The following is a 12737-nucleotide window of genomic DNA, read 5'->3' on the forward strand; positions in this document are numbered from 1 at the left end:
TCCAGTAGATGACTGGGGTAAGCAGGTGAAGCCAACGCACCTGCAACTTGAAAGACAATGAGTATAGAAGGAACCTTGCTCTGGAGAATTATTCCCAGGCTGTTCCCCTGAATAATTGCGCTGTGTTTCCGTTTGAAACGCAGGCTACCGACACTCTGCGCCTCTTAAGCGAGCGACAACCGTGAGGTTGGCGACGTGAACAGTCACGAGGCCATCGGTTTACCCCCGGCAAGGAAAACTCTGCCCGTAGCTTAGTCGTCAATGCAAGAATAATGAGTAAGTTACGATGAAAAGAATGTTAATCAACGCCACTCAGCAAGAAGAGTTGCGTGTCGCCCTCGTTGATGGGCAGCGTCTGTACGATCTGGATATTGAAAGCCCAGGACACGAACAGAAAAAAGCGAACATCTACAAAGGCAAAATTACCCGTATCGAACCCAGCCTTGAAGCCGCATTCGTAGACTACGGTGCCGAGCGTCATGGTTTCCTCCCTCTCAAAGAAATCGCCCGCGAATATTTCCCTGCTAATTACAACGCTCATGGCCGCCCGAACATCAAAGATGTACTGCGCGAAGGTCAGGAAGTGATTGTGCAGATTGATAAAGAAGAGCGCGGCAACAAAGGCGCAGCGCTGACCACCTTTATCAGCCTCGCAGGCAGCTATCTGGTGCTGATGCCAAACAACCCACGTGCCGGTGGTATTTCACGCCGTATCGAAGGTGACGATCGCACCGAGCTGAAAGAAGCCCTTTCCAGCCTGCAGTTGCCAGACGGCATGGGCCTGATTGTGCGCACCGCAGGCGTCGGTAAATCTGCCGAGGCGCTGCAGTGGGATTTAAGCTTCCGTCTGAAGCACTGGGAAGCAATTCAGAAAGCTTCTGAAAGCCGCCCTGCTCCGTTCCTGATCCACCAGGAAAGCAACGTCATCGTGCGTGCCTTCCGTGACTACCTCCGTCAGGACATCGGTGAAATCCTTATCGACAACCCGAAAGTGCTGGAGCTGGCTCGCCAGCATATCTCCGCGCTGGGCCGTCCGGATTTCAGCAGCAAAATTAAGCTCTACACCGGTGAAATCCCGCTGTTCAGCCACTATCAAATCGAATCGCAGATTGAGTCTGCCTTCCAGCGTGAAGTGCGCCTGCCGTCCGGCGGTTCTATCGTTATCGACAGCACCGAAGCCCTGACCGCTATCGACATCAACTCCGCGCGTGCAACCCGCGGCGGCGACATCGAAGAAACCGCGTTCAACACCAACCTGGAAGCGGCCGATGAAATCGCTCGCCAGCTGCGTCTGCGCGACCTCGGCGGCCTGATCGTTATCGACTTCATCGACATGACTCCCGTTCGCCACCAGCGCGCGGTGGAAAACCGCCTGCGTGAAGCGGTTCGTCAGGATCGTGCGCGTATCCAGATTAGCCATATCTCCCGCTTCGGCCTGCTGGAAATGTCCCGTCAGCGTCTGAGCCCGTCGCTCGGCGAATCCAGCCATCACGTCTGCCCACGCTGTAGCGGCACCGGCACCATCCGTGATAACGAATCGCTGGCGCTCTCCATTCTGCGTCTGATTGAAGAAGAAGCGCTGAAAGAGAACACCCAGGAAGTCCACGCGATCGTCCCGGTTCAGGTGGCCTCTTACCTGCTGAACGAAAAACGTGCGGCCATCAGCGCCATCGAAACCCGTCAGGGTGGCGTGCGCTGCATCGTCGTGCCAAACGATCAGATGGAAACCCCACACTACTCCGTGCTGCGCGTACGCAAAGGCGAAGAGACTCACACCCTGAGCTATCTGCTGCCGAAACTGCATGAAGAAGAGATGGCGCTGCCGTCGGAAGATGAACCGGCAGAACGTAAACGCCCTGAGCAGCCTGCTCTGGCAACGTTCGTGATGCCTGATGCGCCGCCGGCACCGGTTGAAGAAGCGCCTAAAGCCGCTGCGCCACAGCCAAAAGCTGCCGCTGCAACCGCAGCTGCGCCTGGCCTGGTATCTCGCCTGGTTTCTGCCCTGAAGTCTCTCTTCAGTAGCGAAGCCCCTGTTGTGGCAGAGCCAGAACCGGTTAAGAAAGAAGAGAAGCCAGAGCGTCAGCAGGATCGTCGCCGTTCCCGCCAGTCCAACCGTCGTGACCGTAATGACCGCAACGACCGTCGTGATAACCGCGATAATCGTGGTGAGCGCAACGATCGTGACAACCGTGGTGACCGTGGTGAAAACAACGAAGGTCGTGAAGACAATCGTCGTAACCGCCGCGAGAAGCCGCAGCAAAATGCTGAAACCCGCGAAGCACGTCAGCAAAACGTCGTGGAAGACGCAGATAAAGCGAAATCCCGCGACGAGCAGCAGCCGCGCCGTGAACGTAACCGTCGCCGTAACGACGACAAGCGTCAGGCACAGCAGGACGTCAAAGTTCAGACTGAACAGCCCGCTCAGGAAACCGAGCAGGAAGAACGCGTTCAGGTAATGCCACGCCGCAAACAGCGCAATCTGTCGCAGAAGGTTCGCTTTGAATCTGCTGAGACTGTTGCCGCAGCAGAAACCGCAGCAGTGGCCACTGCGCCAGTTGAAGCCGCTCCGGCAAAACGTACTGAACTGGCGAAGGTCGATCTGCCAGCCGTTATCGACGCGCCAGCGGAAGAAGAAAGCACCGAAGGCCGTGATGCAGCCGGTATGCCACGCCGCTCCCGTCGTTCTCCGCGCCACCTGCGCGTAAGCGGCCAGCGTCGTCGTCGTTACCGTGACGAGCGTTACCCGGCTCAGTCAGCCATGCCGCTGACCGTCGCCTGCGCATCGCCGGAGATGGCTTCCGGTAAAGTGTGGATCAGCTACCCGGTTGCCCGTTCTCAGGAAAGCCAGGTGGAAGAGACCCGCGAGCAGGAAACCGTTGCACCGGTCATTGAAATCGCGCCAGTGGCAGCCGCCGTTGAAGCTCCGGTGGTTGAGCAGGTTGCTGCTGAACCGGTTGTTGTGGCTGAGCCGCAGGCTGTGGAAGCTGAAGTGGCTGCGCCAGTGGTTGAAACCACCCATCCTGAAGTGATTGCCGCGCCTGTCAGCGAAGCGCCGCAGGTCATCGCGCAGGAAGATGCCGTCGTGGCAGAAACCGTTGCCGAAGAAGCTGCGCCAGCTGCTGTGGTTGAAGAAGTGGAACAGGTCATTGTGGCTGAGCAACCAGTGGTTGAAGAAGCGCCAGCTCCGGCACCGGTTGTTGAAACCGCTCCGGTTGCGCCTGAAGTGGTTAAACCGGCTGTTACAGAGCAACCTGCCGCTGTAGCCAACAAGCACGCTACTGCGCCAATGACGCGCGCGCCTGCTCCGGAGTATGTGCCGGAAGCTCCGCGCAACAGCGACTGGGTTCGCCCGGCCTTCGGCTTCGAAGGTAAAGGTTCCGCCGGTGGCCACAGCGCCACTCATACGGCAACCGCAGGCCCGACCCGTCCGCAGTCCGTGGACTAAGCTTTAAAGCTCTGACTAAACCGCCTTCGGGCGGTTTTTTTATGCCCTCAGTAATCCCTGATGCCGGATGGCGCTGGCTAATCCAGCCTACAAATCCCCAGCATGTCAGGTAAGCCCAGCGCCACCTGACAACATTTTGTCACCCGTAAGCAGATAAAAAAAGCCCGCGCCGGGGTGAGTGGCGCGGGCACAGAGAACATGGCTGATTCAGGGCATGTTCAAAACCGTTAAATCACTTGTTCAGCTGGAACAGCGACATGCCCTGCATATCGCTGAACGCTTTGTAGGAGGCCTGAAGCGCCGCCTGTTGCATGGTGTAGTTGGAGATGGTCGAGTTCCAGTCCACGTCAACGAGGTCGCTCATTTGCTGGGTCTGGTTGAGCTTGCGGTCATCGCCAAGCGCATTGAGCTTATCGAGTTCGTTCAGCTGCGTGCCGACCTCCGCCTGTACGCTCAGCACGTTGTTGAGCGAGTTACGCAGTCCACGGTTGGTTTCATCAATAGTCGCCTGAGCCGTTGCCTGCAGGGCATCATCCCCAGCCACTGGCTTGTTCAGCGCGTCAATGGCGTTATCCAACAACTTAAAGATATTTTTCTCCGGCAGAGTACCGTCCGGATTTTTCACCGCGTTTAGCGTGACGGCATCGAAAATTTTGTCGCCAGTGTGGCCGATGACCATCGAGCGGGAGGAGTCCACCTGCTGTTCAACGTTGGTGTTGCCGCCACCATAAACGCCCGAGGATGAATCAAACGGCGCGCTGTCCGTTTTATAGCCGGCAAACATATAACGACCGTTGCCGTCCTGGCTGTTGGCCAGGTTCATCAGCTGATCGCGAATTCCCTGTAATTCCGTCGCCATCGAGGCGCGGTCATCGTCGCTCAGGGTGCCGTTACCGGCGTAAACGATTTTTTCCTGCGCCGTCTGAATGGCGGTCGTCACCGACGCCAGGGTGTTGGTTTCCTGCGAGATACGCTGCGTTGCGAAACTGCGGGCGGAAGCAAACTGCGCCGTCTGGGCCTGCGCCTGGGACAACACCACCGCCTGAGAGGCTGCAATCGGATCGTCTGAAGGACGGTTGACGCGCTGGCCGGTGGACATCTGCTCGCCATATTTCAGCCAGGAGGACTGGGAGTTGGTGATCCCGCCCATCGTCTGCTGGTACATCATTAAGGTACTGATACGCATTCGTCACGTCTCCTTAGCGAATATTGATCAGCGCGTCGAACAGCGTGCTGGCGGTCTGCATCACCTGGGCATTCGCCAGGTAGTACTGCTGATACAGCTGCAGGTTGCCGTACTCTTCATCGAGGTTAACGCCAGAAATGGACTGCTGCTGTTTGGTGAGCTGGGTAACGACGTTGCCCTGCGTAGTGCTGCTGGTTTCCAGCGTCGAGGTTTTGTTGCCCACGTCGCTGACCAGAGAAGCATAAGCATCGTTGACTGTTTTATTGCCGCCCACCAACTTGCTGTTTTGCAGATCCAGCAGCGCCTGGCCGTTGCGGTTATCGCTCTCGCCCGTTTCTAAGTCATCAACGCCCATGGCAATTTTGCTGGAGTCGCTCAGCGCCACGCTCATGTTCACAATGGCGTTAGCCACTGGCTTGACGGTAAAGCTGTCATTGGTCTGAACGTTGCCGCTGCTGATTTTGACACTCAAGCCGTCGAAATTGAGGCTGCCATCGGTTCCGGTCGTCGTTTTTACCGCCGTGTTATCCGATAAGCGCGTCACGTTCCAGTTCGTGCCGTCCCAGCTGACTTTATAATCCGTGGCCTGAACCTGGGTGCTGTCCGTCATGCTGACGCCGAGGCTGGCATCACCGGCGTTTTTGGTATTGCTAAGGGTCGTCGGGCCGCCGATATTGAAGAAATCACCGCCGTCATCGCCGTTGGCGTCAATGCCCTGCGCGTTCTGCTTGTTGAAGGCATCGGCAAAGGCCAGCGCCATCTGGTTCAGGCTGTTACGGGTCTGGTCCAGATCCTGCGAGCGGAAGGTCAGCAGGCCGCCGAGGGAGCCGGTGGTCAGCAGCTTCTCAGGAATTTCAATATTGCCCGCAACGTTGTCTACATAGGCCACGGTCGTACGAGAAGGATCTGCGCTGCTCGGTACAGCCGCCAGCTGGCGCGCAGTGCTGCCCTGCACCAGGCTGTAACCGTTCGCCATGGTGATGTTGTAGGTGCCGCCGTCCTGCACGTTCACTTCCACACCCACCAGCTGATTCAGCTGGCTGACGAGCTGGTCGCGCTGATCCAGCAGATCGTTAGGGGAAGCACCTGCCCCGACGCCGGTCAGTTTGGAAATTTTGTCGTTGAGCGTCGCAATCTGCTGCGAGTAGTTGTTGATCTGCGAAACGGTGGAGGCGATGGCGCCATTGACCTGTTTGTCCTGATCGCGCAGATACTGATCTGTAGTCTTAAACTGATTCACCAGCCCCTGAGCTTTGCCGAGCACGGACTGGCGCGCAGCCGGATCTTCGGCGTTGCTGACCAGCGTTTGCAGGCTGGAGTAGAAATCCTGCAAGGTCGCGGAAATAGAGTTGGTGGTGTCCGACATCAAATCATCGATTTTCGACATCTGCTGGTAACGCGTCGTCAGGCCGCTGCTCTGGTTCTGCGCCGCATTCAGCTGGTTGGTGATGAAGGCATTGTACTCGCGCTGTACGCCGGAGACCGTCACCCCGTTGCCCACCCAGCCGCCTGCGCCCAGCGTGCTGTTCGCCGCGGAGAGCACCGTCGTCTGACGGGTGTAGCCAGAGACGTTGTAACTGGCAATGTTGTTACTGACGGTGTTCAGTGCCGCCTGAGCCGCACCGAGCCCGCTCATGGCGCTATTCATTAAACTGGACATGGAGGTTCCTTTATTCTTTTAGACACGAGTCCTGACCAGAATTATCGGCACCGGTCAGCCGAACTTGAGCGGTTTCAGAACAGATTCTGGATATCGTTGCCGTAAGCCTTGCTCACCTTCTCACCCATCGCTTTCAGCTGCTGGATCATCCCGGTCAACTTACGGGCATAGTTTGGATCGGTGGCATAGCCCGCTCTCTGCAAAGCCTGTGCGCCCTGCTCTGGCGTTGCCGCTGATGTCACTGCCGCATAGCGCGGGTTACGGGTCAGTAGGCCGACGTAGTCGGAGAGCGCTTCAAGGTAAGAGCCGTAAACGCGGAAACGGGCTTTCACCTTCTTCATCTCCCCGTTTTCATATTCGGTGGTGGTGATTTCAGTGACTTTACCTTTCCAGTCGTTCGAGGCTTTCACGCCGAACAGGTTGAAGCTCGGCTCGCCATTTTCACGACGAATTTGCCGCTGGCCCCAGCCGGACTCGAGCGCCGCCTGGGCAAGGATCAGGTGATGTGGGATCCCGCTCTGTTCACTGGCAAGCTTAGCCGGGAGCGAAAGCTGGGCGAGGAAGTCGTGGCTGTCGCCCGGCAGATCTGCGGCATCGCTGGCATCCGGGGCTTTCGGCATCGCTTTGCGCACCATCTGCGTCAGCGCTGAGTTCTGATAGCTGGTGACGGTTTCCAGGTCAAACTTCAGCGGCACCTGGGCAGGCGCATCTTTCGGCCCGCCCTGTGCCGCGGTCATCTGACGGACCATTTCGTCCGCCAGCCCCAGGCCTTTGCCCGCGGTCATCTGCTGGGCAATTTGCTGATCGTACATACTGGTGTAGAGGCGCGTCTGGTCGCTGTTGAACAGGCCGTCTTTCGGCAACGCCTCGCGCATGCTTTTCAGCATCATCTGCACGAACATGCCCTCGACCTGCCGGGCCACAGGCCTTAAGTTTGCCTGCGGATCGTTCCCGGCCTTCACCTTCAGCTCGTTCAGCGACTGCGCGTCCCAGGCCGCGCTCGCCATTAGCTTGCTGTCGCCCAGCATCAGATAATTTCCACTTTGGCGCGCAGGCAGCCTGCGGTTTGCATCGACTGGAGAATCGACATCAATTCCAGCGGGGAAGCACCCAGCGCGTTCAGTGCCCGCACCACGTTGTTCAGGTTGGCGCTGGAACGAATGCTCTGCATCGCCCCGCCGCTCTGGCGCAGATCGATTTGCGTTTGCGGCGTCACCACCGTTGACCCTCCGCCAAATGGCGTATCCGGCTGGCTGACCTGGGCAGAACGGTTCACCGTTACCGACAGATTGCCCTGTGCCACCGCACAGCTATCGAGCGTCACTTCGCGGTTCATCACCACCGAACCGGTGCGAGAGTTGATTATCACTTTCGCATCCTGAGGCGTGACGTTCACTTCCATATTCTGAATATCCGCCAGCATCCGCACCTGATTGCTGCCGCCACTTGAAGCACGGATCTGCACGGTACGCGCATCAAGCGCCGTGGCACTACCGAAGCCGCCGCGGCGGTTGATGGTGTCGGCAATCTGCTGCGCCATGCCAAAATCATCGTCATTCAGCTGCAGGTTGATGGTGTTACCGGCGCCAAACTGCGTCGGCAGTTCACGCTCGATGGTGGCGCCATTGGTGATGCGCCCGCCGTTCAGCTGGTTGACCTGCACGCTGCTGCCGCCTGCCGAGGCACCTGCGCCGCCGACCAGGATGTTCCCCTGCGCCAGCGCATACACCTGGCTATCGACGCCCTTCATAGGCGTCATCAGCAGCGTCCCGCCGCGCAGGCTTTTGGCGTTGCCCATTGAGGAGACGACGACGTCAATCATCTGTCCCTGACGGCCAAACGCCGGAAGCTGCGCGGTTACCATGACAGCCGCCACGTTCTTCAGCTGCATGTTGGTGCCCGCAGGCACGGTAATGCCTAGCTGGGACAGCATGTTGTTCAGCGTTTGCGTGGTGAAAGGTGTCTGGGTTGTCTGGTCGCCCGTGCCATCGAGGCCGACGACAAGGCCGTAGCCAATCAGGGAGTTTTCGCGCACGCCCTGCACGCTGGTGAGGTCGCGAATACGCTCGGCCTGAGCGAATCCCACCACCAGAATCAGAGCAATACCTAGCAGAGTTTTAAACATGTTCCACCTCATTACATCGGCGACAGGTTAAGGAAGAAACGCTGCAGCCAGCCCATGTTTTGCGCTTCGTTAATATAGCCGTTGCCGACATACTCAATACGGGCATCCGCCACCTGAGTAGACGGCACGGTGTTGCTGCCGCTGATGGTGCGCGGGTTAACGACGCCGGAGAAGCGAATAAATTCGGTCCCCTGGTTGATGGCGATTTGCTTCTCGCCCACCACGTGCAGGTTGCCGTTCGCCAGCACCTGATCGACCGTTACCGTCAGCGTGCCGCTGAAGGTGTTGCTGGCGTTGGCCCCGCCTTTACCGTTAAAGGAGTTGCCGCCGGAAGCCTCCACATCGGCGCGCGCATTGCCAAACAGGCCCTGCAGATAGCGCGGCACGGTGTCGAAGCCGAAATTGGTTTTGCCATCGCGGCTGGCGTTCGCCGACGAGCTTTTCGACGCGCTGACGTTCTCCTGCAGCTGGATGGTCAGCGTATCGCCGATGTTGCGCGGACGTCGGTCTTCAAACAGCGGCTGATAGCCGTAGTTAATGGGCTGCGCGCTCTGGAAAATTGAGCCATTGACCACCGGTACCGGGCCGGGTACGGGCTGTGCGGTTGTCGCCCCTTCCACCAGCGGTTTTGAGGGGATCCATGCGCATCCGGCCTGAGTCAGGGCCAGGACCACGAAAAGCGGATAACGAAACGCTGAGGATTTTTGCATTGCTCTTATCTTCTGAATCAAAAAACCGGTGCAGGACATCTGCACCGGTAGAGTCTTACAGCTGTGTGAGTTTCTGCAGCATCTGGTCGGTGGTGGACACCGCCTTGCTGTTGATCTCATACGCGCGCTGCACCTGAATCATGTTGACCAGCTCTTCCGCCACGTTGACGTTAGAGGTTTCGACATAACCCTGATACAGCAGGCCCGCGCCGTTCAGCCCTGGCGTGGTGTCATTCGGTGCGCCGGAGGCCTGGGTTTCGGTGTAGAGGTTCTCACCGATGCTCTCCAGGCCCGTGTCATTCATAAAGGTCGTCAGGTTCAACTGACCGACCTGCACCGGGTTGGTCTGTCCCTGCTGAGTCACGCTCACAATGCCATCACGTCCGACGGTAATGCTCAGGGTGTTAGTCGGGATGGTGATCGCCGGCTGTACCTGATAGCCGCCCGCCGTCACCAGCTGGCCGTTCTGATCGACCTGGAACGAGCCGTCACGGGTGTAGGCAGAGGTACCGTCCGGCAGCAACACCTGGAAGAAGCCTTCACCTTTGATGGCGACGTCCTTGCTGTTATCGGTCTGCGACAGGTTGCCCTGGGTGTGAATACGCTCGGTCGCTACCGGGCGCACGCCGGTACCGATTTGCAGGCCGGAAGGCAGCGTGGTCTGTTCGGACGACTGCGCGCCGGGTTGGCGTACAGTCTGGTACAGCAAGTCTTCAAAGACCGCACGCTGACGCTTGAAACCATTGGTGCTGACGTTCGCCAGGTTGTTGGCGATAACGTCCATGTTGGTTTGCTGGGCGTCGAGGCCGGTTTTGGCAATCCATAATGAACTGATCATGTTTATTCCTGTTGTTAGCTCATGGATAACAGCTGGTTAGACTTCTGGGCCATTTCGTCCACGCTGCTGATCACCTTCATCTGCATTTCAAAGCGACGGGAGCTGGCGATCATGTCCGCCATCGCCGCCACCGGCTTGACGTTACTGCCTTCCAGCACGCCGGACTGCAGGCGAATGGTTGGGTCAGACTGCAATGTCTGACCACGGGTGGCCTGCGCCGCAGAGGTCAGACGGAACATGCCGTCATCGCCGCGCGTCACTTCGTTATCCGCCGCTTTCACCAGTTTCAGCTTGGCCACCGGGGAAATGGTGTTCGCCGGGTCGCCAGGGTTGAGCGCAGAGACAGTGCCGTCGGCACCGATGGTTATCTGCGAGCCTTCCGGTACCGTCACCGCCCCGCCACCGTCGCCCATCACCGGTAACCCCTGGATGGTGAGCTGCCCGGTGGAGGACACCTGAATGCCGCCGTTGCGGGTGTAGCCTTCCGAGCCATCAGCGGTTTGCACCGCCAGCCAGCCGTCCTGCTGTAACGCCACATCGAGCGGACGTCCGGTGTAGTCCAGCTGACCCGGCGTCATGTCGGCGCCCGGCGTAGAGCCGGTCACCAGCGTACGGGTCTGATACGTTTCGCCGTTGACCGGCACCGCACGCAGCGCGGTCAGCTGGGCACGAAAGCCTGGCGTGGAGGTGTTGGCAAGGTTGCTTGCGGTCACCCCCTGCATCTCCATCGTCTGGCTTGCCGCGCCCATCGCGGTATATATCGCGTGATCCATAAAACCGTCCCGTCAGGCGCTTAGCGCAGGTTAACCAGGGTGTTGAGGATCTGATCCTGGGTTTTGATGGTCTGCGCGTTCGACTGATAGTTACGCTGCGCGACAATCATGTTCACCAGTTCTTTACTCAGATCGACGTTCGAGGCTTCCAGCGCGCCGTTGGTCAGGGTGCCGAAGTTGCCGGTGCCTGCGGTGCCGAGCAGCGCCACGCCAGAGGCCTGCGTCGCCGACCAGACGTTGTCGCCTTCGGACTGCAGCCCTTCGTTGTTGGCGAAGTTTGCCAGCGTGATCTGCCCCAGCAGCTGCGTCTGTTCGTTGGAATAGTTGCCTACCACGGTGCCATCGTCGTTGATCTGATAGCTCACCAGGTTGCCCGGCTTATAGCCGTTCTGGTTGGTGGCCACGATGTCGTTGGAGCCGGTGTTCTGCTGCATGGAGTTCAGGAAACTCAGCTGGAAGGTGCTGGCCGCGGAGCCGTTCAGGCTGGCCAGGCTTACCTGGAAATCTGGCGTTGCGTTAGGTGCCGTGTTGAGGACGCCGCCGACGTAGTTATAAACGCCTTTCAGCGAACCGTTGTCATTAAACTGCATCTGCGCCTGCTTCACGGCAGTTGCCCCTGCCACGCTGGAATCCTGGGTATAAACATCCCAGTTGTTGGCGCTGTTTTTCACGTAATAGATGTTGACGTCGTGGGAGTTACCCAGGCTGTCAAACACCGTCACGGTGCCTTTTTTGTTGTAAGTGTCGGCGTCGGTGGCATCAAACGGGGCTTTCGTCGGAACGGCGTCCGTGGAGTTCAGGTTGATCTGCATGGAGGCGTTGGAAGTCACTTTCGCCGCCATCAGCGTGTTTGGAATGGTCAGGCCCACAGGGTTAGCACCCTGCTGGATGGTTGGCGGCGTGCCAGTTGCCGGGTAGCCGGTCAGCTGCAGGCCCTGCATGTTCACCAGGTTGCGGTTTTCATCCAGCTTGAACTGACCGTTACGGCTGTAGTACACGGAGCCGTTGGCGTCGGTCAGACGGAAGAAGCCGTTCTGGCTGATGGCCACGTCCAGCGCGCGTCCGGTGCTGGTGGTGGTGCCGTCGTTAAAGTCCTGGGTGATGCCAGCCACTTTCACGCCGAGGCCCACTTTGGAGCCGGCGAACATATCGGCGAAAGAGGCGGTACCGGCTTTAAAACCGTAGGTTGCGGAGTTGGCGATGTTGTTGCCAATCACGTCGAGGTTGGTGGAGGCCGCGTTCAGGCCGCTGACCGCTTGAGAAAATGCCATGTCTTAACTCCTGCCAGGTTGAAGGCTTAAATAATCTGACGAACTTCGTCGAGCGTGGTGGTGCCATACGTGCCGAGATCCAGCAGATTACCGCTGCTTCCCTTCGTGACCCCTTGCACCAGCGCGAACTGGAGCGGCTGAGCGACCAGCTGCGTGCCGTTGGTGCTGGCAGCAATCGAGACGCTGTAGGCGCCGTCAGGAACGGTAGAACCATCTGACGCGGTGCCGTCCCAGGTAAAGGTATGCACGCCCGCCGTCTGGCTACCGAGATCCAGCGTACGAATGACTTTGCCCGTGCTGTCGGTAATGGTGGCGGTCGCTTTATCTGCGGCCTGGGTCAGCTCCACACCAAACGGCGTTGTGCTGGCTTTGCCGTCCGTATCGGAACCGGCAAGCACGACGGAGCCCGGGATCATCACGCCGTGGCCAATCAGGTTTGAGGCCTGTAATGACTGGCTGTTGTCGATCTGTCCGGAGATAGAACCGAGGGTGGTATTGAGCTTTTCAATCCCGCTGACGGTGCTGATTTGCGCCAGCTGAGAGGTCAACTGGGCGTTGTCCATCGGGTTGGTTGGGTCCTGGTTTTTCAGCTGCGCCACCAGCAGCGTCAGGAAGCTGCTTTGCAGATCGTTGGCGCTGCTGCTGGTCAGGCTTCCGCTTGAAGTAGTGGACTGGACACCGGTGTTAGTCGGGTCATTGACGTTCACGGCAATAGACATCGTTTTCTCC

The 12737-nt window shown here is 58.5% G+C and carries 10 protein-coding genes; 1 reads left to right on the forward strand and 9 read right to left on the reverse strand.

Features of this window, described 5'->3' with window-relative positions:
• Positions 1-286: 286 nt before the first annotated feature.
• A complete protein-coding gene (gene rne, locus CRO87_RS01985; RefSeq protein WP_097161248.1) occupies positions 287-3445 on the forward strand; it encodes a ribonuclease E in 3159 nt (1052 codons plus the stop codon).
• A gap of 232 nt (positions 3446-3677) precedes the next feature.
• On the opposite strand, the gene flgL is transcribed toward rne, so the two are convergent.
• From flgL to flgD, 9 genes are all read right to left on the reverse strand, one after another.
• Positions 3678-4631, reverse strand: coding sequence for a flagellar hook-associated protein FlgL (flgL, locus tag CRO87_RS01990; RefSeq protein ID WP_097161249.1), 954 nt, complete (start codon positions 4629-4631; stop codon positions 3678-3680).
• 13 nt (positions 4632-4644) lie between these two features.
• Positions 4645-6291 (reverse strand): flagellar hook-associated protein FlgK, encoded by a 1647-nt coding sequence (gene flgK, locus CRO87_RS01995; protein WP_097161250.1) that lies wholly within the window; start codon positions 6289-6291, stop codon positions 4645-4647.
• A gap of 74 nt (positions 6292-6365) precedes the next feature.
• The gene (gene flgJ / locus CRO87_RS02000; RefSeq protein ID WP_097161251.1) at positions 6366-7319 is read right to left on the reverse strand and encodes a flagellar assembly peptidoglycan hydrolase FlgJ; all 954 of its coding nucleotides are present in this window, start codon (positions 7317-7319) and stop codon (positions 6366-6368) included.
• Positions 7319-8416: a flagellar basal body P-ring protein FlgI gene (locus CRO87_RS02005; RefSeq protein WP_097161252.1), complete on the reverse strand. Its 1098-nt coding sequence runs from the start codon at positions 8414-8416 to the stop codon at positions 7319-7321. Before CRO87_RS02005 ends, flgJ begins: the two co-directional genes overlap by 1 nt.
• Positions 8417-8427: 11 nt before the next feature.
• Entirely contained in the window at positions 8428-9126 is a 699-nt protein-coding gene (gene flgH, locus CRO87_RS02010) for a flagellar basal body L-ring protein FlgH (RefSeq protein ID WP_097161253.1), read from the reverse strand.
• A gap of 55 nt (positions 9127-9181) precedes the next feature.
• A complete protein-coding gene (flgG, locus tag CRO87_RS02015) occupies positions 9182-9964 on the reverse strand; it encodes a flagellar basal-body rod protein FlgG (RefSeq protein WP_097161254.1) in 783 nt (260 codons plus the stop codon).
• A 14-nt stretch (positions 9965-9978) separates the two neighbouring features.
• Positions 9979-10737 (reverse strand): flagellar basal body rod protein FlgF, encoded by a 759-nt coding sequence (locus tag CRO87_RS02020; RefSeq protein WP_097161255.1) that lies wholly within the window; start codon positions 10735-10737, stop codon positions 9979-9981.
• 20 nt (positions 10738-10757) lie between these two features.
• The gene (gene flgE / locus CRO87_RS02025) at positions 10758-12008 is read right to left on the reverse strand and encodes a flagellar hook protein FlgE (RefSeq protein WP_097161256.1); all 1251 of its coding nucleotides are present in this window, start codon (positions 12006-12008) and stop codon (positions 10758-10760) included.
• 26 nt (positions 12009-12034) lie between these two features.
• Positions 12035-12727, reverse strand: coding sequence for a flagellar hook assembly protein FlgD (gene flgD / locus CRO87_RS02030; protein ID WP_097161257.1), 693 nt, complete (start codon positions 12725-12727; stop codon positions 12035-12037).
• Between the last annotated feature and the right edge of the window lie 10 nt (positions 12728-12737).

The organism is Enterobacter sp. CC120223-11 (assembly GCF_900215375.1).
In the GTDB taxonomy this organism is placed as follows: Bacteria; Pseudomonadota; Gammaproteobacteria; order Enterobacterales; family Enterobacteriaceae; genus Scandinavium.

Bases quoted from the DNA above. Each gene is read 5' to 3' on its own strand.
- rne (WP_097161248.1), top strand. From the start codon at position 287: ATGAAAAGAATGTTAATCAACGCCACTCAGCAAGAAGAGTTGCGTGTC.
- flgL (WP_097161249.1), bottom strand. From the start codon at position 4,631: ATGCGTATCAGTACCTTAATGATGTACCAGCAGACGATGGGCGGGATC.
- flgK (WP_097161250.1), bottom strand. From the start codon at position 6,291: ATGTCCAGTTTAATGAATAGCGCCATGAGCGGGCTCGGTGCGGCTCAG.
- flgJ (WP_097161251.1), bottom strand. From the start codon at position 7,319: ATGCTGGGCGACAGCAAGCTAATGGCGAGCGCGGCCTGGGACGCGCAG.
- CRO87_RS02005 (WP_097161252.1), bottom strand. From the start codon at position 8,416: ATGTTTAAAACTCTGCTAGGTATTGCTCTGATTCTGGTGGTGGGATTC.
- flgH (WP_097161253.1), bottom strand. From the start codon at position 9,126: ATGCAAAAATCCTCAGCGTTTCGTTATCCGCTTTTCGTGGTCCTGGCC.
- flgG (WP_097161254.1), bottom strand. From the start codon at position 9,964: ATGATCAGTTCATTATGGATTGCCAAAACCGGCCTCGACGCCCAGCAA.
- CRO87_RS02020 (WP_097161255.1), bottom strand. From the start codon at position 10,737: ATGGATCACGCGATATATACCGCGATGGGCGCGGCAAGCCAGACGATG.
- flgE (WP_097161256.1), bottom strand. From the start codon at position 12,008: ATGGCATTTTCTCAAGCGGTCAGCGGCCTGAACGCGGCCTCCACCAAC.
- flgD (WP_097161257.1), bottom strand. From the start codon at position 12,727: ATGTCTATTGCCGTGAACGTCAATGACCCGACTAACACCGGTGTCCAG.